Raw genomic sequence first — 25,747 nt, 5'->3', positions numbered from 1 at the left:
TAAATCTATTATTTTCCGCAAACACAATAACTTATATTACTGGTGTGAGCACTAAGATTGTTATGCGATGTGATCACCGTCATTAGCTTGTCACTCAAGTTGTTAAATACTAGATTCATAACTAGGAATTATATGACTTTAAGTGTTATATTTTAACTAATATTATAAATATAATGTCACTATTTTGACGTTAATGACAAGAAATGCTTTTTTAGGGGTTTATATGGACATGACAACATTGAATTTGGGTGGTGCATTAGCACTTGGCCAGCGCATTGTTATCTCGGTAGATGGTACGATTAAAGTCTTAGAAGAAGGCCAACCACTACAAACAGGGGATGTCGTTCTTGAATCCCAGAACGGATCCAATGAACCTCAGGTATCGGCAAAACGCTTCTCATCAGAAGAAGGCGAAATTGAGCTCGACCAAGATATTGCGAATATCTTTGCCGCATTAGAAGAAGGTCAAGACCCGACCGAGCTAGGTGAGGAGTTCGCAACGGCAGCAGGTCAAAACGGTTCAAGTTTGGCTTCTAGCGGAACTATTGAACGTGATGGTGAAGAAACCATTCCTGGTACAGAGTTCGTTACTACGGGTTTCGAATCATTGGGCTTATCTCGCACTCAAAGCCTAAGCCTACTTGACGCTTATCGTTCATTGACTGAAGCAGCAACGCCTTTAAACAGCAACCCATCTTTTGTTGACTCAAACAATGCTGAAGCTAGTGACGTCGTCACCTTTACGACAGATGAAGATACACCTGTTAATGGTGTTCTAAATGCCCTTGACGAAGACAGTGATGCTTTGACGTTCTCGCTTTCTCAATCCCCAAACAATGGCTCAGTTGTTCTAAATAACGACGGTAGTTGGACGTACACACCAGATAATGACTTCAACGGCAATGATAGTTTCTCAGTCGTGGTTTCAGATGGTCAAGGTGGCACTGATACGATCACTGTGAATGTTGGCGTTACCCCAGTTAATGATGCGCCAACGCTGGTTGATGGTAATGGCGACCCACTTGGCGACAGCGTGGCGGTAACCAGCGATGAAGACACACCAGTGAGCGGCTCACTGTCCGCATCAGATGACGATAACGACTCGTTAAGCTTCTCAAAAGGCAGCGATCCGTCTAATGGGTCAGTGACTGTTGATGAAAACGGCAACTGGACCTACACACCAAACGAAGATTACAACGGCAGCGACAGCTTCACGGTTATTGTCTCTGACGGCCAGGGCGGGACTGATACGCTGACAGTGAATGTGGGTGTGAATCCAGTCAACGATGCACCAATCCTGGTTGATGGTAATAGCGACCCACTCGGTGACAGTGTTGCAGTCACGACTGACGAAGATACGCCAGTTAGCGGTTCTCTTTCTGCATCAGACGACGATAACGACTCGCTAAGCTTCTCAAAAGGCAGCGATCCGTCTAATGGGTCAGTGACTGTTGATGAAAACGGCAACTGGAGCTACACACCAAACGAAGATTACAACGGCAGCGACAGCTTCACGGTTATTGTCTCTGACGGCCAGGGCGGGACTGATACACTGACAGTGAATGTGGGTGTGAATCCAGTCAACGATGCACCAATCCTGGTTGATGGTAATGGCGACCCACTCGGTGACAGTGTTGCAGTCACGACTGACGAAGATACGCCAGTTAGCGGTTCTCTTTCTGCATCAGATGGTGACAATGACTCACTAAGCTTCTCAAAAGGCAGCGATCCGTCTAATGGGTCAGTGACTGTTGATGAAAACGGCAACTGGAGCTACACACCAAACGAAGACTACAACGGCAGTGACAGCTTCACGGTTATTGTCTCTGACGGCCAGGGCGGAACTGATACGCTGACAGTGAATGTGGGTGTGAATCCGGTCAACGATACTCCAATCCTGGTTGATGGTAATGGCGACCCACTCGGTGACAGTGTTGCAGTCACGACTGACGAAGATACGCCAATTAGCGGTTCTCTTTCTGCATCAGACGACGATGACGACTCATTAAGCTTCTCAAAAGGTAGCGACCCGTCTAATGGGTCAGTGACTGTTGATGAAAACGGCAACTGGACCTACACACCAAACGAAGACTACAACGGCAGCGACAGCTTCACGGTCATTGTCTCTGACGGCCAGGGCGGAACTGATACGCTGACAGTTAATGTGGGTGTGAATGCAGTCAACGATGCCCCAATCCTGGTTGATGGTAATGGCGACCCACTCGGTGATAGTGTTTCAATAACAACAGACGAGGATACTCCATTCAGTGGTAGTTTTTCTGCAACCGATGAAGATAACGATTCTTTATCTTTTACGAAAGGCACCGATCCATCAAATGGCACTGTTACTGTCGATGAAGATGGTAATTGGACCTATACTCCAGATGAAAACTATAACGGTTCTGATAGTTTCACTGCCGTCGTAAGTGATGGGAATGGCGGTACAGATACGATTACGATTGATGTTGGGGTTATCGATACGGATGCGCCAGAACTGACCATCACCAGCAATGATGCGAACTTGATCGGCGGCGAAACCGCGACCATCACGTTCGACTTCAGTGAAGCGGTGGCAGGCTTCGATGCGACCGATATCGTGACCACAGGCGGCACGCTGACCAACCTAACGCAAGATGCGACCGACCCAAGCATCTGGACTGCGACGTTCACGCCAGAGGCGAACTTCGATGGCCAGGCGAGCATTACGGTTGCCGATGACAAGTACACCGACGTGGACGGCAACAATGGTACGGGCAACAGCCTGAACCTAGGCGTCGATACGGATGCGCCAGAACTGACCATCACCAGCAATGATGCGAACTTGATCGGCGGCGAAACCGCGACCATCACGTTCGACTTCAGTGAAGCGGTGGCAGGCTTCGATGCGACCGATATCGTGACCACAGGCGGCACGCTGACCAACCTAACGCAAGATGCGACCGACCCAAGCATCTGGACTGCGACGTTCACGCCAGAGGCGAACTTCGATGGCCAGGCGAGCATTACGGTTGCCGATGACAAGTACACCGACGTGGACGGCAACAATGGTACGGGCAACAGCCTGAACCTAGGCGTCGATACGGATGCGCCAGAACTGACCATCACCAGCAATGATGCGAACTTGATCGGCGGCGAAACCGCGACCATCACGTTCGACTTCAGTGAAGCGGTGGCAGGCTTCGATGCGACCGATATCGTGACCACAGGCGGCACGCTGACCAACCTAACGCAAGATGCGACCGACCCAAGCATCTGGACTGCGACGTTCACGCCAGAGGCGAACTTCGATGGCCAGGCGAGCATTACGGTTGCCGATGACAAGTACACCGACGTGGACGGCAACAATGGTACGGGCAACAGCCTGAACCTAGGCGTCGATACGGATGCGCCAGAACTGACCATCACCAGCAATGATGCGAACTTGATCGGCGGCGAAACCGCGACCATCACGTTCGACTTCAGTGAAGCGGTGGCAGGCTTCGATGCGACCGATATCGTGACCACAGGCGGCACGCTGACCAACCTAACGCAAGATGCGACCGACCCAAGCATCTGGACTGCGACGTTCACGCCAGAGGCGAACTTCGATGGCCAGGCGAGCATTACGGTTGCCGATGACAAGTACACCGACGTGGACGGCAACAATGGTACGGGCAACAGCCTGAACCTAGGCGTCGATACGGATGCGCCAGAACTGACCATCACCAGCAATGATGCGAACTTGATCGGCGGCGAAACCGCGACCATCACGTTCGACTTCAGTGAAGCGGTGGCAGGCTTCGATGCGACCGATATCGTGACCACAGGCGGCACGCTGACCAACCTAACGCAAGATGCGACCGACCCAAGCATCTGGACTGCGACGTTCACGCCAGAGGCGAACTTCGATGGCCAGGCGAGCATTACGGTTGCCGATGACAAGTACACCGACGTGGACGGCAACAATGGTACGGGCAACAGCCTGAACCTAGGCGTCGATACGGATGCGCCAGAACTGACCATCACCAGCAATGATGCGAACTTGATCGGCGGCGAAACCGCGACCATCACGTTCGACTTCAGTGAAGCGGTGGCAGGCTTCGATGCGACCGATATCGTGACCACAGGCGGCACGCTGACCAACCTAACGCAAGATGCGACCGACCCAAGCATCTGGACTGCGACGTTCACGCCAGAGGCGAACTTCGATGGCCAGGCGAGCATTACGGTTGCCGATGACAAGTACACCGACGTGGACGGCAACAATGGTACGGGCAACAGCCTGAACCTAGGCGTCGATACGGATGCGCCAGAACTGACCATCACCAGCAATGATGCGAACTTGATCGGCGGCGAAACCGCGACCATCACGTTCGACTTCAGTGAAGCGGTGGCAGGCTTCGATGCGACCGATATCGTGACCACAGGCGGCACGCTGACCAACCTAACGCAAGATGCGACCGACCCAAGCATCTGGACTGCGACGTTCACGCCAGAGGCGAACTTCGATGGCCAGGCGAGCATTACGGTTGCCGATGACAAGTACACCGACGTGGACGGCAACAATGGTACGGGCAACAGCCTGAACCTAGGCGTCGATACGGATGCGCCAGAACTGACCATCACCAGCAATGATGCGAACTTGATCGGCGGCGAAACCGCGACCATCACGTTCGACTTCAGTGAAGCGGTGGCAGGCTTCGATGCGACCGATATCGTGACCACAGGCGGCACGCTGACCAACCTAACGCAAGATGCGACCGACCCAAGCATCTGGACTGCGACGTTCACGCCAGAGGCGAACTTCGATGGCCAGGCGAGCATTACGGTTGCCGATGACAAGTACACCGACGTGGACGGCAACAATGGTACGGGCAACAGCCTGAACCTAGGCGTCGATACGGATGCGCCAGAACTGACCATCACCAGCAATGATGCGAACTTGATCGGCGGCGAAACCGCGACCATCACGTTCGACTTCAGTGAAGCGGTGGCAGGCTTCGATGCGACCGATATCGTGACCACAGGCGGCACGCTGACCAACCTAACGCAAGATGCGACCGACCCAAGCATCTGGACTGCGACGTTCACGCCAGAGGCGAACTTCGATGGCCAGGCGAGCATTACGGTTGCCGATGACAAGTACACCGACGTGGACGGCAACAATGGTACGGGCAACAGCCTGAACCTAGGCGTCGATACGGATGCGCCAGAACTGACCATCACCAGCAATGATGCGAACTTGATCGGCGGCGAAACCGCGACCATCACGTTCGACTTCAGTGAAGCGGTGGCAGGCTTCGATGCGACCGATATCGTGACCACAGGCGGCACGCTGACCAACCTAACGCAAGATGCGACCGACCCAAGCATCTGGACTGCGACGTTCACGCCAGAGGCGAACTTCGATGGCCAGGCGAGCATTACGGTTGCCGATGACAAGTACACCGACGTGGACGGCAACAATGGTACGGGCAACAGCCTGAACCTAGGCGTCGATACGGATGCGCCAGAACTGACCATCACCAGCAATGATGCGAACTTGATCGGCGGCGAAACCGCGACCATCACGTTCGACTTCAGTGAAGCGGTGGCAGGCTTCGATGCGACCGATATCGTGACCACAGGCGGCACGCTGACCAACCTAACGCAAGATGCGACCGACCCAAGCATCTGGACTGCGACGTTCACGCCAGAGGCGAACTTCGATGGCCAGGCGAGCATTACGGTTGCCGATGACAAGTACACCGACGTGGACGGCAACAATGGTACGGGCAACAGCCTGAACCTAGGCGTCGATACGGATGCGCCAGAACTGACCATCACCAGCAATGATGCGAACTTGATCGGCGGCGAAACCGCGACCATCACGTTCGACTTCAGTGAAGCGGTGGCAGGCTTCGATGCGACCGATATCGTGACCACAGGCGGCACGCTGACCAACCTAACGCAAGATGCGACCGACCCAAGCATCTGGACTGCGACGTTCACGCCAGAGGCGAACTTCGATGGCCAGGCGAGCATTACGGTTGCCGATGACAAGTACACCGACGTGGACGGCAACAATGGTACGGGCAACAGCCTGAACCTAGGCGTCGATACGGATGCGCCAGAACTGACCATCACCAGCAATGATGCGAACTTGATCGGCGGCGAAACCGCGACCATCACGTTCGACTTCAGTGAAGCGGTGGCAGGCTTCGATGCGACCGATATCGTGACCACAGGCGGCACGCTGACCAACCTAACGCAAGATGCGACCGACCCAAGCATCTGGACTGCGACGTTCACGCCAGAGGCGAACTTCGATGGCCAGGCGAGCATTACGGTTGCCGATGACAAGTACACCGACGTGGACGGCAACAATGGTACGGGCAACAGCCTGAACCTAGGCGTCGATACGGATGCGCCAGAACTGACCATCACCAGCAATGATGCGAACTTGATCGGCGGCGAAACCGCGACCATCACGTTCGACTTCAGTGAAGCGGTGGCAGGCTTCGATGCGACCGATATCGTGACCACAGGCGGCACGCTGACCAACCTAACGCAAGATGCGACCGACCCAAGCATCTGGACTGCGACGTTCACGCCAGAGGCGAACTTCGATGGCCAGGCGAGCATTACGGTTGCCGATGACAAGTACACCGACGTGGACGGCAACAATGGTACGGGCAACAGCCTGAACCTAGGCGTCGATACGGATGCGCCAGAACTGACCATCACCAGCAATGATGCGAACTTGATCGGCGGCGAAACCGCGACCATCACGTTCGACTTCAGTGAAGCGGTGGCAGGCTTCGATGCGACCGATATCGTGACCACAGGCGGCACGCTGACCAACCTAACGCAAGATGCGACCGACCCAAGCATCTGGACTGCGACGTTCACGCCAGAGGCGAACTTCGATGGCCAGGCGAGCATTACGGTTGCCGATGACAAGTACACCGACGTGGACGGCAACAATGGTACGGGCAACAGCCTGAACCTAGGCGTCGATACGGATGCGCCAGAACTGACCATCACCAGCAATGATGCGAACTTGATCGGCGGCGAAACCGCGACCATCACGTTCGACTTCAGTGAAGCGGTGGCAGGCTTCGATGCGACCGATATCGTGACCACAGGCGGCACGCTGACCAACCTAACGCAAGATGCGACCGACCCAAGCATCTGGACTGCGACGTTCACGCCAGAGGCGAACTTCGATGGCCAGGCGAGCATTACGGTTGCCGATGACAAGTACACCGACGTGGACGGCAACAATGGTACGGGCAACAGCCTGAACCTAGGCGTCGATACGGATGCGCCAGAACTGACCATCACCAGCAATGATGCGAACTTGATCGGCGGCGAAACCGCGACCATCACGTTCGACTTCAGTGAAGCGGTGGCAGGCTTCGATGCGACCGATATCGTGACCACAGGCGGCACGCTGACCAACCTAACGCAAGATGCGACCGACCCAAGCATCTGGACTGCGACGTTCACGCCAGAGGCGAACTTCGATGGCCAGGCGAGCATTACGGTTGCCGATGACAAGTACACCGACGTGGACGGCAACAATGGTACGGGCAACAGCCTGAACCTAGGCGTCGATACGGATGCGCCAGAACTGACCATCACCAGCAATGATGCGAACTTGATCGGCGGCGAAACCGCGACCATCACGTTCGACTTCAGTGAAGCGGTGGCAGGCTTCGATGCGACCGATATCGTGACCACAGGCGGCACGCTGACCAACCTAACGCAAGATGCGACCGACCCAAGCATCTGGACTGCGACGTTCACGCCAGAGGCGAACTTCGATGGCCAGGCGAGCATTACGGTTGCCGATGACAAGTACACCGACGTGGACGGCAACAATGGTACGGGCAACAGCCTGAACCTAGGCGTCGATACGGATGCGCCAGAACTGACCATCACCAGCAATGATGCGAACTTGATCGGCGGCGAAACCGCGACCATCACGTTCGACTTCAGTGAAGCGGTGGCAGGCTTCGATGCGACCGATATCGTGACCACAGGCGGCACGCTGACCAACCTAACGCAAGATGCGACCGACCCAAGCATCTGGACTGCGACGTTCACGCCAGAGGCGAACTTCGATGGCCAGGCGAGCATTACGGTTGCCGATGACAAGTACACCGACGTGGACGGCAACAATGGTACGGGCAACAGCCTGAACCTAGGCGTCGATACGGATGCGCCAGAACTGACCATCACCAGCAATGATGCGAACTTGATCGGCGGCGAAACCGCGACCATCACGTTCGACTTCAGTGAAGCGGTGGCAGGCTTCGATGCGACCGATATCGTGACCACAGGCGGCACGCTGACCAACCTAACGCAAGATGCGACCGACCCAAGCATCTGGACTGCGACGTTCACGCCAGAGGCGAACTTCGATGGCCAGGCGAGCATTACGGTTGCCGATGACAAGTACACCGACGTGGACGGCAACAATGGTACGGGCAACAGCCTGAACCTAGGCGTCGATACGGATGCGCCAGAACTGACCATCACCAGCAATGATGCGAACTTGATCGGCGGCGAAACCGCGACCATCACGTTCGACTTCAGTGAAGCGGTGGCAGGCTTCGATGCGACCGATATCGTGACCACAGGCGGCACGCTGACCAACCTAACGCAAGATGCGACCGACCCAAGCATCTGGACTGCGACGTTCACGCCAGAGGCGAACTTCGATGGCCAGGCGAGCATTACGGTTGCCGATGACAAGTACACCGACGTGGACGGCAACAATGGTACGGGCAACAGCCTGAACCTAGGCGTCGATACGGATGCGCCAGAACTGACCATCACCAGCAATGATGCGAACTTGATCGGCGGCGAAACCGCGACCATCACGTTCGACTTCAGTGAAGCGGTGGCAGGCTTCGATGCGACCGATATCGTGACCACAGGCGGCACGCTGACCAACCTAACGCAAGATGCGACCGACCCAAGCATCTGGACTGCGACGTTCACGCCAGAGGCGAACTTCGATGGCCAGGCGAGCATTACGGTTGCCGATGACAAGTACACCGACGTGGACGGCAACAATGGTACGGGCAACAGCCTGAACCTAGGCGTCGATACGGATGCGCCAGAACTGACCATCACCAGCAATGATGCGAACTTGATCGGCGGCGAAACCGCGACCATCACGTTCGACTTCAGTGAAGCGGTGGCAGGCTTCGATGCGACCGATATCGTGACCACAGGCGGCACGCTGACCAACCTAACGCAAGATGCGACCGACCCAAGCATCTGGACTGCGACGTTCACGCCAGAGGCGAACTTCGATGGCCAGGCGAGCATTACGGTTGCCGATGACAAGTACACCGACGTGGACGGCAACAATGGTACGGGCAACAGCCTGAACCTAGGCGTCGATACGGATGCGCCAGAACTGACCATCACCAGCAATGATGCGAACTTGATCGGCGGCGAAACCGCGACCATCACGTTCGACTTCAGTGAAGCGGTGGCAGGCTTCGATGCGACCGATATCGTGACCACAGGCGGCACGCTGACCAACCTAACGCAAGATGCGACCGACCCAAGCATCTGGACTGCGACGTTCACGCCAGAGGCGAACTTCGATGGCCAGGCGAGCATTACGGTTGCCGATGACAAGTACACCGACGTGGACGGCAACAATGGTACGGGCAACAGCCTGAACCTAGGCGTCGATACGGATGCGCCAGAACTGACCATCACCAGCAATGATGCGAACTTGATCGGCGGCGAAACCGCGACCATCACGTTCGACTTCAGTGAAGCGGTGGCAGGCTTCGATGCGACCGATATCGTGACCACAGGCGGCACGCTGACCAACCTAACGCAAGATGCGACCGACCCAAGCATCTGGACTGCGACGTTCACGCCAGAGGCGAACTTCGATGGCCAGGCGAGCATTACGGTTGCCGATGACAAGTACACCGACGTGGACGGCAACAATGGTACGGGCAACAGCCTGAACCTAGGCGTCGATACGGATGCGCCAGAACTGACCATCACCAGCAATGATGCGAACTTGATCGGCGGCGAAACCGCGACCATCACGTTCGACTTCAGTGAAGCGGTGGCAGGCTTCGATGCGACCGATATCGTGACCACAGGCGGCACGCTGACCAACCTAACGCAAGATGCGACCGACCCAAGCATCTGGACTGCGACGTTCACGCCAGAGGCGAACTTCGATGGCCAGGCGAGCATTACGGTTGCCGATGACAAGTACACCGACGTGGACGGCAACAATGGTACGGGCAACAGCCTGAACCTAGGCGTCGATACGGATGCGCCAGAACTGACCATCACCAGCAATGATGCGAACTTGATCGGCGGCGAAACCGCGACCATCACGTTCGACTTCAGTGAAGCGGTGGCAGGCTTCGATGCGACCGATATCGTGACCACAGGCGGCACGCTGACCAACCTAACGCAAGATGCGACCGACCCAAGCATCTGGACTGCGACGTTCACGCCAGAGGCGAACTTCGATGGCCAGGCGAGCATTACGGTTGCCGATGACAAGTACACCGACGTGGACGGCAACAATGGTACGGGCAACAGCCTGAACCTAGGCGTCGATACGGATGCGCCAGAACTGACCATCACCAGCAATGATGCGAACTTGATCGGCGGCGAAACCGCGACCATCACGTTCGACTTCAGTGAAGCGGTGGCAGGCTTCGATGCGACCGATATCGTGACCACAGGCGGCACGCTGACCAACCTAACGCAAGATGCGACCGACCCAAGCATCTGGACTGCGACGTTCACGCCAGAGGCGAACTTCGATGGCCAGGCGAGCATTACGGTTGCCGATGACAAGTACACCGACGTGGACGGCAACAATGGTACGGGCAACAGCCTGAACCTAGGCGTCGATACGGATGCGCCAGAACTGACCATCACCAGCAATGATGCGAACTTGATCGGCGGCGAAACCGCGACCATCACGTTCGACTTCAGTGAAGCGGTGGCAGGCTTCGATGCGACCGATATCGTGACCACAGGCGGCACGCTGACCAACCTAACGCAAGATGCGACCGACCCAAGCATCTGGACTGCGACGTTCACGCCAGAGGCGAACTTCGATGGCCAGGCGAGCATTACGGTTGCCGATGACAAGTACACCGACGTGGACGGCAACAATGGTACGGGCAACAGCCTGAACCTAGGCGTCGATACGGATGCGCCAGAACTGACCATCACCAGCAATGATGCGAACTTGATCGGCGGCGAAACCGCGACCATCACGTTCGACTTCAGTGAAGCGGTGGCAGGCTTCGATGCGACCGATATCGTGACCACAGGCGGCACGCTGACCAACCTAACGCAAGATGCGACCGACCCAAGCATCTGGACTGCGACGTTCACGCCAGAGGCGAACTTCGATGGCCAGGCGAGCATTACGGTTGCCGATGACAAGTACACCGACGTGGACGGCAACAATGGTACGGGCAACAGCCTGAACCTAGGCGTCGATACGGATGCGCCAGAACTGACCATCACCAGCAATGATGCGAACTTGATCGGCGGCGAAACCGCGACCATCACGTTCGACTTCAGTGAAGCGGTGGCAGGCTTCGATGCGACCGATATCGTGACCACAGGCGGCACGCTGACCAACCTAACGCAAGATGCGACCGACCCAAGCATCTGGACTGCGACGTTCACGCCAGAGGCGAACTTCGATGGCCAGGCGAGCATTACGGTTGCCGATGACAAGTACACCGACGTGGACGGCAACAATGGTACGGGCAACAGCCTGAACCTAGGCGTCGATACGGATGCGCCAGAACTGACCATCACCAGCAATGATGCGAACTTGATCGGCGGCGAAACCGCGACCATCACGTTCGACTTCAGTGAAGCGGTGGCAGGCTTCGATGCGACCGATATCGTGACCACAGGCGGCACGCTGACCAACCTAACGCAAGATGCGACCGACCCAAGCATCTGGACTGCGACGTTCACGCCAGAGGCGAACTTCGATGGCCAGGCGAGCATTACGGTTGCCGATGACAAGTACACCGACGTGGACGGCAACAATGGTACGGGCAACAGCCTGAACCTAGGCGTCGATACGGATGCGCCAGAACTGACCATCACCAGCAATGATGCGAACTTGATCGGCGGCGAAACCGCGACCATCACGTTCGACTTCAGTGAAGCGGTGGCAGGCTTCGATGCGACCGATATCGTGACCACAGGCGGCACGCTGACCAACCTAACGCAAGATGCGACCGACCCAAGCATCTGGACTGCGACGTTCACGCCAGAGGCGAACTTCGATGGCCAGGCGAGCATTACGGTTGCCGATGACAAGTACACCGACGTGGACGGCAACAATGGTACGGGCAACAGCCTGAACCTAGGCGTCGATACGGATGCGCCAGAACTGACCATCACCAGCAATGATGCGAACTTGATCGGCGGCGAAACCGCGACCATCACGTTCGACTTCAGTGAAGCGGTGGCAGGCTTCGATGCGACCGATATCGTGACCACAGGCGGCACGCTGACCAACCTAACGCAAGATGCGACCGACCCAAGCATCTGGACTGCGACGTTCACGCCAGAGGCGAACTTCGATGGCCAGGCGAGCATTACGGTTGCCGATGACAAGTACACCGACGTGGACGGCAACAATGGTACGGGCAACAGCCTGAACCTAGGCGTCGATACGGATGCGCCAGAACTGACCATCACCAGCAATGATGCGAACTTGATCGGCGGCGAAACCGCGACCATCACGTTCGACTTCAGTGAAGCGGTGGCAGGCTTCGATGCGACCGATATCGTGACCACAGGCGGCACGCTGACCAACCTAACGCAAGATGCGACCGACCCAAGCATCTGGACTGCGACGTTCACGCCAGAGGCGAACTTCGATGGCCAGGCGAGCATTACGGTTGCCGATGACAAGTACACCGACGTGGACGGCAACAATGGTACGGGCAACAGCCTGAACCTAGGCGTCGATACGGATGCGCCAGAACTGACCATCACCAGCAATGATGCGAACTTGATCGGCGGCGAAACCGCGACCATCACGTTCGACTTCAGTGAAGCGGTGGCAGGCTTCGATGCGACCGATATCGTGACCACAGGCGGCACGCTGACCAACCTAACGCAAGATGCGACCGACCCAAGCATCTGGACTGCGACGTTCACGCCAGAGGCGAACTTCGATGGCCAGGCGAGCATTACGGTTGCCGATGACAAGTACACCGACGTGGACGGCAACAATGGTACGGGCAACAGCCTGAACCTAGGCGTCGATACGGATGCGCCAGAACTGACCATCACCAGCAATGATGCGAACTTGATCGGCGGCGAAACCGCGACCATCACGTTCGACTTCAGTGAAGCGGTGGCAGGCTTCGATGCGACCGATATCGTGACCACAGGCGGCACGCTGACCAACCTAACGCAAGATGCGACCGACCCAAGCATCTGGACTGCGACGTTCACGCCAGAGGCGAACTTCGATGGCCAGGCGAGCATTACGGTTGCCGATGACAAGTACACCGACGTGGACGGCAACAATGGTACGGGCAACAGCCTGAACCTAGGCGTCGATACGGATGCGCCAGAACTGACCATCACCAGCAATGATGCGAACTTGATCGGCGGCGAAACCGCGACCATCACGTTCGACTTCAGTGAAGCGGTGGCAGGCTTCGATGCGACCGATATCGTGACCACAGGCGGCACGCTGACCAACCTAACGCAAGATGCGACCGACCCAAGCATCTGGACTGCGACGTTCACGCCAGAGGCGAACTTCGATGGCCAGGCGAGCATTACGGTTGCCGATGACAAGTACACCGACGTGGACGGCAACAATGGTACGGGCAACAGCCTGAACCTAGGCGTCGATACGGATGCGCCAGAACTGACCATCACCAGCAATGATGCGAACTTGATCGGCGGCGAAACCGCGACCATCACGTTCGACTTCAGTGAAGCGGTGGCAGGCTTCGATGCGACCGATATCGTGACCACAGGCGGCACGCTGACCAACCTAACGCAAGATGCGACCGACCCAAGCATCTGGACTGCGACGTTCACGCCAGAGGCGAACTTCGATGGCCAGGCGAGCATTACGGTTGCCGATGACAAGTACACCGACGTGGACGGCAACAATGGTACGGGCAACAGCCTGAACCTAGGCGTCGATACGGATGCGCCAGAACTGACCATCACCAGCAATGATGCGAACTTGATCGGCGGCGAAACCGCGACCATCACGTTCGACTTCAGTGAAGCGGTGGCAGGCTTCGATGCGACCGATATCGTGACCACAGGCGGCACGCTGACCAACCTAACGCAAGATGCGACCGACCCAAGCATCTGGACTGCGACGTTCACGCCAGAGGCGAACTTCGATGGCCAGGCGAGCATTACGGTTGCCGATGACAAGTACACCGACGTGGACGGCAACAATGGTACGGGCAACAGCCTGAACCTAGGCGTCGATACGGATGCGCCAGAACTGACCATCACCAGCAATGATGCGAACTTGATCGGCGGCGAAACCGCGACCATCACGTTCGACTTCAGTGAAGCGGTGGCAGGCTTCGATGCGACCGATATCGTGACCACAGGCGGCACGCTGACCAACCTAACGCAAGATGCGACCGACCCAAGCATCTGGACTGCGACGTTCACGCCAGAGGCGAACTTCGATGGCCAGGCGAGCATTACGGTTGCCGATGACAAGTACACCGACGTGGACGGCAACAATGGTACGGGCAACAGCCTGAACCTAGGCGTCGATACGGATGCGCCAGAACTGACCATCACCAGCAATGATGCGAACTTGATCGGCGGCGAAACCGCGACCATCACGTTCGACTTCAGTGAAGCGGTGGCAGGCTTCGATGCGACCGATATCGTGACCACAGGCGGCACGCTGACCAACCTAACGCAAGATGCGACCGACCCAAGCATCTGGACTGCGACGTTCACGCCAGAGGCGAACTTCGATGGCCAGGCGAGCATTACGGTTGCCGATGACAAGTACACCGACGTGGACGGCAACAATGGTACGGGCAACAGCCTGAACCTAGGCGTCGATACGGATGCGCCAGAACTGACCATCACCAGCAATGATGCGAACTTGATCGGCGGCGAAACCGCGACCATCACGTTCGACTTCAGTGAAGCGGTGGCAGGCTTCGATGCGACCGATATCGTGACCACAGGCGGCACGCTGACCAACCTAACGCAAGATGCGACCGACCCAAGCATCTGGACTGCGACGTTCACGCCAGAGGCGAACTTCGATGGCCAGGCGAGCATTACGGTTGCCGATGACAAGTACACCGACGTGGACGGCAACAATGGTACGGGCAACAGCCTGAACCTAGGCGTCGATACGGATGCGCCAGAACTGACCATCACCAGCAATGATGCGAACTTGATCGGCGGCGAAACCGCGACCATCACGTTCGACTTCAGTGAAGCGGTGGCAGGCTTCGATGCGACCGATATCGTGACCACAGGCGGCACGCTGACCAACCTAACGCAAGATGCGACCGACCCAAGCATCTGGACTGCGACGTTCACGCCAGAGGCGAACTTCGATGGCCAGGCGAGCATTACGGTTGCCGATGACAAGTACACCGACGTGGACGGCAACAATGGTACGGGCAACAGCCTGAACCTAGGCGTCGATACGGATGCGCCAGAACTGACCATCACCAGCAATGATGCGAACTTGATCGGCGGCGAAACCGCGACCATCACGTTCGACTTCAGTGAAGCGGTGGCAGGCTTCGATGCGACCGATATCGTGACCACAGGCGGCACGCTGACCAACCTAACGCAAGATGCGACCGACCCAAGCATCTGGACTGCGACGTTCACGCCAGAGGCGAACTTCGATGGCCAGGCGAGCATTACGGTTGCCGATGACAAGTACACCGACGTGGACGGCAACAATGGTACGGGCAACAGCCTGAACCTAGGCGTCGATACGGATGCGCCAGAACTGACCATCACCAGCAATGATGCGAACTTGATCGGCGGCGAAACCGCGACCATCACGTTCGACTTCAGTGAAGCGGTGGCAGGCTTCGATGCGACCGATATCGTGACCACAGGCGGCACGCTGACCAACCTAACGCAAGATGCGACCGACCCAAGCATCTGGACTGCGACGTTCACGCCAGAGGCGAACTTCGATGGCCAGGCGAGCATTACGGTTGCCGATGACAAGTACACCGACGTGGACGGCAACAATGGTACGGGCAACAGCCTGAACCTAGGCGTCGATACGGATGCGCCAGAACTGACCATCACCAGCAATGATGCGAACTTGATCGGCGGCGAAACCGCGACCATCACGTTCGACTTCAGTGAAGCGGTGGCAGGCTTCGATGCGACCGATATCGTGACCACAGGCGGCACGCTGACCAACCTAACGCAAGATGCGACCGACCCAAGCATCTGGACTGCGACGTTCACGCCAGAGGCGAACTTCGATGGCCAGGCGAGCATTACGGTTGCCGATGACAAGTACACCGACGTGGACGGCAACAATGGTACGGGCAACAGCCTGAACCTAGGCGTCGATACGGATGCGCCAGAACTGACCATCACCAGCAATGATGCGAACTTGATCGGCGGCGAAACCGCGACCATCACGTTCGACTTCAGTGAAGCGGTGGCAGGCTTCGATGCGACCGATATCGTGACCACAGGCGGCACGCTGACCAACCTAACGCAAGATGCGACCGACCCAAGCATCTGGACTGCGACGTTCACGCCAGAGGCGAACTTCGATGGCCAGGCGAGCATTACGGTTGCCGATGACAAGTACACCGACGTGGACGGCAACAATGGTACGGGCAACAGCCTGAACCTAGGCGTCGATACGGATGCGCCAGAACTGACCATCACCAGCAATGATGCGAACTTGATCGGCGGCGAAACCGCGACCATCACGTTCGACTTCAGTGAAGCGGTGGCAGGCTTCGATGCGACCGATATCGTGACCACAGGCGGCACGCTGACCAACCTAACGCAAGATGCGACCGACCCAAGCATCTGGACTGCGACGTTCACGCCAGAGGCGAACTTCGATGGCCAGGCGAGCATTACGGTTGCCGATGACAAGTACACCGACGTGGACGGCAACAATGGTACGGGCAACAGCCTGAACCTAGGCGTCGATACGGATGCGCCAGAACTGACCATCACCAGCAATGATGCGAACTTGATCGGCGGCGAAACCGCGACCATCACGTTCGACTTCAGTGAAGCGGTGGCAGGCTTCGATGCGACCGATATCGTGACCACAGGCGGCACGCTGACCAACCTAACGCAAGATGCGACCGACCCAAGCATCTGGACTGCGACGTTCACGCCAGAGGCGAACTTCGATGGCCAGGCGAGCATTACGGTTGCCGATGACAAGTACACCGACGTGGACGGCAACAATGGTACGGGCAACAGCCTGAACCTAGGCGTCGATACGGATGCGCCAGAACTGACCATCACCAGCAATGATGCGAACTTGATCGGCGGCGAAACCGCGACCATCACGTTCGACTTCAGTGAAGCGGTGGCAGGCTTCGATGCGACCGATATCGTGACCACAGGCGGCACGCTGACCAACCTAACGCAAGATGCGACCGACCCAAGCATCTGGACTGCGACGTTCACGCCAGAGGCGAACTTCGATGGCCAGGCGAGCATTACGGTTGCCGATGACAAGTACACCGACGTGGACGGCAACAATGGTACGGGCAACAGCCTGAACCTAGGCGTCGATACGGATGCGCCAGAACTGACCATCACCAGCAATGATGCGAACTTGATCGGCGGCGAAACCGCGACCATCACGTTCGACTTCAGTGAAGCGGTGGCAGGCTTCGATGCGACCGATATCGTGACCACAGGCGGCACGCTGACCAACCTAACGCAAGATGCGACCGACCCAAGCATCTGGACTGCGACGTTCACGCCAGAGGCGAACTTCGATGGCCAGGCGAGCATTACGGTTGCCGATGACAAGTACACCGACGTGGACGGCAACAATGGTACGGGCAACAGCCTGAACCTAGGCGTCGATACGGATGCGCCAGAACTGACCATCACCAGCAATGATGCGAACTTGATCGGCGGCGAAACCGCGACCATCACGTTCGACTTCAGTGAAGCGGTGGCAGGCTTCGATGCGACCGATATCGTGACCACAGGCGGCACGCTGACCAACCTAACGCAAGATGCGACCGACCCAAGCATCTGGACTGCGACGTTCACGCCAGAGGCGAACTTCGATGGCCAGGCGAGCATTACGGTTGCCGATGACAAGTACACCGACGTGGACGGCAACAATGGTACGGGCAACAGCCTGAACCTAGGCGTCGATACGGATGCGCCAGAACTGACCATCACCAGCAATGATGCGAACTTGATCGGCGGCGAAACCGCGACCATCACGTTCGACTTCAGTGAAGCGGTGGCAGGCTTCGATGCGACCGATATCGTGACCACAGGCGGCACGCTGACCAACCTAACGCAAGATGCGACCGACCCAAGCATCTGGACTGCGACGTTCACGCCAGAGGCGAACTTCGATGGCCAGGCGAGCATTACGGTTGCCGATGACAAGTACACCGACGTGGACGGCAACAATGGTACGGGCAACAGCCTGAACCTAGGCGTCGATACGGATGCGCCAGAACTGACCATCACCAGCAATGATGCGAACTTGATCGGCGGCGAAACCGCGACCATCACGTTCGACTTCAGTGAAGCGGTGGCAGGCTTCGATGCGACCGATATCGTGACCACAGGCGGCACGCTGACCAACCTAACGCAAGATGCGACCGACCCAAGCATCTGGACTGCGACGTTCACGCCAGAGGCGAACTTCGATGGCCAGGCGAGCATTACGGTTGCCGATGACAAGTACACCGACGTGGACGGCAACAATGGTACGGGCAACAGCCTGAACCTAGGCGTCGATACGGATGCGCCAGAACTGACCATCACCAGCAATGATGCGAACTTGATCGGCGGCGAAACCGCGACCATCACGTTCGACTTCAGTGAAGCGGTGGCAGGCTTCGATGCGACCGATATCGTGACCACAGGCGGCACGCTGACCAACCTAACGCAAGATGCGACCGACCCAAGCATCTGGACTGCGACGTTCACGCCAGAGGCGAACTTCGATGGCCAGGCGAGCATTACGGTTGCCGATGACAAGTACACCGACGTGGACGGCAACAATGGTACGGGCAACAGCCTGAACCTAGGCGTCGATACGGATGCGCCAGAACTGACCATCACCAGCAATGATGCGAACTTGATCGGCGGCGAAACCGCGACCATCACGTTCGACTTCAGTGAAGCGGTGGCAGGCTTCGATGCGACCGATATCGTGACCACAGGCGGCACGCTGACCAACCTAACGCAAGATGCGACCGACCCAAGCATCTGGACTGCGACGTTCACGCCAGAGGCGAACTTCGATGGCCAGGCGAGCATTACGGTTGCCGATGACAAGTACACCGACGTGGACGGCAACAATGGTACGGGCAACAGCCTGAACCTAGGCGTCGATACGGATGCGCCAGAACTGACCATCACCAGCAATGATGCGAACTTGATCGGCGGCGAAACCGCGACCATCACGTTCGACTTCAGTGAAGCGGTGGCAGGCTTCGATGCGACCGATATCGTGACCACAGGCGGCACGCTGACCAACCTAACGCAAGATGCGACCGACCCAAGCATCTGGACTGCGACGTTCACGCCAGAGGCGAACTTCGATGGCCAGGCGAGCATTACGGTTGCCGATGACAAGTACACCGACGTGGACGGCAACAATGGTACGGGCAACAGCCTGAACCTAGGCGTCGATACGGATGCGCCAGAACTGACCATCACCAGCAATGATGCGAACTTGATCGGCGGCGAAACCGCGACCATCACGTTCGACTTCAGTGAAGCGGTGGCAGGCTTCGATGCGACCGATATCGTGACCACAGGCGGCACGCTGACCAACCTAACGCAAGATGCGACCGACCCAAGCATCTGGACTGCGACGTTCACGCCAGAGGCGAACTTCGATGGCCAGGCGAGCATTACGGTTGCCGATGACAAGTACACCGACGTGGACGGCAACAATGGTACGGGCAACAGCCTGAACCTAGGCGTCGATACGGATGCGCCAGAACTGACCATCACCAGCAATGATGCGAACTTGATCGGCGGCGAAACCGCGACCATCACGTTCGACTTCAGTGAAGCGGTGGCAGGCTTCGATGCGACCGATATCGTGACCACAGGCGGCACGCTGACCAACCTAACGCAAGATGCGACCGACCCAAGCATCTGGACTGCGACGTTCACGCCAGAGGCGAACTTCGATGGCCAGGCGAGCATTACGGTTGCCGATGACAAGTACACCGACGTGGACGGCAACAATGGTACGGGCAACAGCCTGAACCTAGGCGTCGATACGGATGCGCCAGAACTGACCATCACCAGCAATGATGCGAACTTGATCGGCGGCGAAACCGCGACCATCACGTTCGACTTCAGTGAAGCGGTGGCAGGCTTCGATGCGACCGATATCGTGACCACAGGCGGCACGCTGACCAACCTAACGCAAGATGCGACCGACCCAAGCATCTGGACTGCGACGTTCACGCCAGAGGCGAACTTCGATGGCCAGGCGAGCATTACGGTTGCCGATGACAAGTACACCGACGTGGACGGCAACAATGGTACGGGCAACAGCCTGAACCTAGGCGTCGATACGGATGCGCCAGAACTGACCATCACCAGCAATGATGCGAACTTGATCGGCGGCGAAACCGCGACCATCACGTTCGACTTCAGTGAAGCGGTGGCAGGCTTCGATGCGACCGATATCGTGACCACAGGCGGCACGCTGACCAACCTAACGCAAGATGCGACCGACCCAAGCATCTGGACTGCGACGTTCACGCCAGAGGCGAACTTCGATGGCCAGGCGAGCATTACGGTTGCCGATGACAAGTACACCGACGTGGACGGCAACAATGGTACGGGCAACAGCCTGAACCTAGGCGTCGATACGGTAAACGACGCACCGATTGCAGAAGATTTCGCTGTAGGTTTAGACAACAACGAAGAAGCTTTCTTTACATTCGACTCTGGACAGTTTGGTAATGAAAATAATGTTGCAGATATTGAAGATGATACTTCAGGGACACCGGTCGATGTACAGATCCTTGAAGAGCCATTGTTCGGTAAGTTGTATGATGTTTCAGGTGGTGGAAAAGTATTAATTGAAGCAAACGATATAATAAGTAGTGACGCTCAAGTAGAGTATGAACAAGACCCCAACGCGGTAGATAAACTTGATTTCGTAGCTAGTACTTTCGCAAACCAAGTTAATAATGGATCCAGCAGTGTAAGTTATCTACAAGGGAGCGTAATCATAAGCTCTGGTATTTACGACGGTAGCTCCCCAACTGACGCTAATGTAGTCGATACAAATTCTTATTTAGTTTACGACAGTCAAAACCAAGAGGATGGCTTTGGTGTGTCAACTAACGCGAATTCAACTAGCGGAGAGTTGGATGTAGTTAACGGTGGCAATCAGGAATATATCTCTGTTGATTATTCTCAATCTGGTGCAACCATTACAGAAGCCAATATTGATTTTGGTAGTGTATTCGGAAATTATAATGCCGGAAATACTGCTGGAGGTCGTATTAATGTCCTCGCGCTTGATTCAGACGGTAATGTAGTTGGTACTTTCTATTTTGATAGTGACGAAACTGGCGATCATGCTCTTTCTATCGACAATAATGGTAATGCTACTGTTAATGTCTCTGTTCCTGATGGATTTACTGAGTTGCGAGTTTTCACTACGCAAGACGGTTCAGATGACCCCGATAAGAACTCAAATATTACATTGAAAGGAGTCGATGTAGTCAGTGCGGAACTTACTGAAGAAATAGATTATAAATCGGTAGACTCAGGAGGTCTGCTGAGTGACGAAACTGCTCAGTTAACAATTACAGATAATTCGGCGGGACAATCTCCCGTTGCACAAGACGATACAGTCTCTGTGTTCGGTGGCCTATCTGGTTACTATTACGGCTCTAATGATAGTATTAACGGTAATATAGACTCTGTTCAAGACGCATTAAATGTCATATCAAGCCAAGATGCAGATCTTACGTTTGAAGCTAGAGACATTAATTACACCCTGAATGGAAATACTAATGGCTTAAGTTCACAGGCTCAATTTGAAGACTTCTTGAACAGTGATGCTTCATCGTTAGAAGGTTCAGTTGCTGATCACACAGATGGTGTCATTAAGATGAGCGGCTCTATTTATCTAGAGCAAGGGGACTTTGCATTTAAAGTTACAGCAGATGATGGTTATACCATTCTGATTGATGGTGTTGCGGTGGCAACGGTCGACCAAAATCAATCTTCTACAACAACCCTTCATGATTCATTTACTATCGATAGTTCGGGTTACCACTCAATTGAAGTCGTTTATTGGGACCAAGGTGGTGCTGCTAATCTAGATATTAATTTGGGTACTGTAGATGGTAATGGTAATTACAACAATGGTGAGCACGATTTAAACGACTTCCCATTGATTGGCGATGTTCTATCTGTACGAGAGGGTGAATCTTTGACTGTAGACTCGTCACTTCTTGTTGCTAATGATTATGATCCAAATACAGGTGATAGTTTTACTATTGTCGCCGATGGGTTTAGTTCGGCTGATGGAACTGTGTCATATGATCAGAACAGTGGTGAAATAACCTTCACGCCAAACAGTAATGTAACGGGTAGTGCGTCATTTACGTATACAATCGTTGATAGCTCTGGTCTTACTGATACGGCAGTTGTTACTACATCAGTTACTCCAATTAGTAATGGGCTAGTTGTTTCTGCAGACTTAGCTGCGTTGAGTTTTGGAGTCTCAGATGATGTCTTAAGCTTTGTATCTCAAGTGCAAAGTACAGGCCAGGCTAGTTATAATAATAGTTTGTATGGCGATGGAGCCAACATTGTTACTGATGGAACACAGGTGGCTGGTACTAACTTAGGCGATCTTATCGAATATGGATCTGGAACCCATTATTTAGCAAACGGTGGTGAAGGTAACGATATATTACTGGGTGGATCGTCCGTTAACGACATAATTGATGGTGGTGCCGGAGACGATATTTTGGTAGGTAGTGCCCTTGATGGTGGTTCGATAGAGCTTCGAGGCGACTCGATATCTGACAGTGGAGAAGATATTTTAGTATCTCAGAACTCTGACCGTACAACGGCCTATCGTGGTTTAGATGGAACAGACGTAGCGTATTTGCCTGCCTCTTCTTCCGAACTTGAATATGTTTCTGGTAATGGTCAACCTTGGGACTTCCGCTTAATAAAAGACGTAGATGGTGATCCAGATAACAATATCTTGGCGAATCATGATTTTTATGGCCTTGAAACGTTATATCTACAGGATGGTAAGTTTGATGTGTCAGACGGTCAATTGACTAAGGTTTCTGAGGTATTTGAGTTAAGCATCGATATCGACTTATATGATAACGACGGTAGCGAGCAAGTAACTTCACTCGTGATTAGCGACGTACCAAGTGATGTAGTTTTATCTATAGGTACTAAGCAAGCAGATGGTACTTGGGTTATTGAGCCTAGTGAACTTGATAGCGAAGGTAAGCTGACTGTGATTGTTGAAGCGCCTGTAAATACTACACCAGTACTAACGGTTACCGCCGGCGCTCAAGAAGTTGATGATCAAGGTCATGCATTAGATTCAGAAATGTACGCAGATACTCAAACCGGAACGATCTTTACGGCAAGTGAAAGCACGAATGGCGATAATACAATTATTGGTTTTGATGGTGATGATGTATTGCTAGGTGATACTGGTGGTGTAGTTGATAACTCTATTGCACCAACCAACTACAATATTGCTTTAGTAGTCGATACTTCAGGCAGTATGAGAGACGCACTCAATAACAACAGTAGCCAATCTAAGTTAGCCGTGGTTAAAGCTTCACTCATTGCTATGTTGGCAGATATTGCGTCTCATCCCGGTATTATTAATTTGGCGTTAATTGGTTTCGAGGCGAGCGCGAGTATAGAAATAGACTTGCATAACTTAGAAGAGTCAGACTTAGAGCAGACAGTTAACTCAGCGATCAATGATTTGACTGCGGATGGCGCAACTAACTACGAGGCTGCTTTTGATTCAGCTAAAGATTGGTTTGCTGATGATGATCAACCGTCGAGTTATGAAAACTTAACGTTCTTCTTAACTGATGGGAAACCAACTGTGTCGAACAGTTCAAACAACAGCGGCTCTACCACCCAGTTTGATGAGTTTGCTGACTCTGTTACTGCTTTCGATGAGCTAGCGGATGTATCAAAAGTTAGAACGATAGGTATCGGAGATGGTATTGATTCTGAAATATTAGAACACTTCGTTAGTGATAATGGTTCTTCGTACACGTATTCATCAACTACAACGCAACTTGCAAACTTTAGCTCTAGTACAGGTGAATCTTGGAGCCTTGAGAACTTTGCGGTTTCCGGTGGCACAGCAGTACTGACTAGCTCAAGCATCTTGCTAACCGATACGGGTGACATTAATAGCTCAGCTTCAATGACCAGCCCTGAGTTTGTTGTTGCTAGCGGCGAAGCGTCAGTACTGACATTCGACGCATCACAGGGTAGCTATTTCGGTGGCGGCGATACGTTTGGGTGGAGTGTTCAGAAATTTGATGAACAAGCTCAAGCATGGGTAAGTGTCTCATCTGGAAGTAGTACTGGCTCGATTGAAACAGATCTACTTCATGAAGGTAAGTACCAGTTAGTACTCTCTGTTTATGAAGATCAAAGCGGTTACACGGCAGACGTATACTTAGACAACTTTGCAATCAAGACAGTAACAAGTACGACAGGCGACGTTGAAATCGTTCAGTCAAGTCAAGGCTTAGATGCTGCACTTGAGGAAGGTAGCAACGAAATCACGCTACTGCCTGTAGGTAGTGATGATCTAAGCGGCGGTGCCGGTAACGATATTTTGTTTGGTGATGTTATCAATACTGATAACTTGCCATGGGATGATAATGGCCTTGTTCGTCCAGATGCGTTAGCTGATGGTTCGGGTATGGAAGCTCTAACAACGTTCTTACAGATGTTGAATGGTGCAGAACCTACAGACATGGAAATCTACGAATATGTTAAAGATAACCATGAGTTGTTTAACGCAGACAGTGATACGCGTGGTGGCGATGATACCATTACCGGTGGATTAGGTGATGACATTCTCTATGGTCAAGGTGGTGAAGATACGCTTATCGGTGGATTAGGTGACGATATCTTAGTTGGAGGTGACGGCGATGACCTGTTCCAATGGGTTGATGAACCGTTCCAAGGTGATGTTGATACGATTACTGATTTCGCTTTAGGTGAAGACCACCTAGATATTTCACAATTATTGCCAACGGAAAATTCAATGTCTGATCTTCTTGAGCATATCACTATTGAGAAAGTCGATAACGGGGGCGGTGATAAGGATTTGGTTATTACTATTTCTGAAGATGCGAATAGTGGAGGTCAAACACAAACGATTGTACTTGATAATACGGGGAATCAGTTTGACTCTGTGAACGCTCAAGGTGATGGCAGCGTGATAAGCAGTGATTTGAGCAACTTGGTTAATCAACTCTTTGTGAACTTACCAGACCAATAA

At 54.5% G+C, this 25,747-nt stretch carries 1 protein-coding gene; it reads left to right on the top strand.

Annotated features, from left to right (window positions below; translation table 11 throughout):
- Window positions 1-223: 223 nt before the first annotated feature.
- Window positions 224-25,747 carry an Ig-like domain-containing protein gene (locus AC3CID_RS08640; protein WP_488526393.1) on the top strand — a complete coding sequence of 8,508 codons (25,524 nt, stop codon included), beginning with the start codon at window positions 224-226 and terminating at the stop codon, window positions 25,745-25,747.

The organism is Vibrio sp. QJM3NY_21, assembly GCF_057785975.1.
Note: the sequence above shows the minus strand (reverse complement) of the source record. Positions and strands in the feature narration are given on the sequence as shown.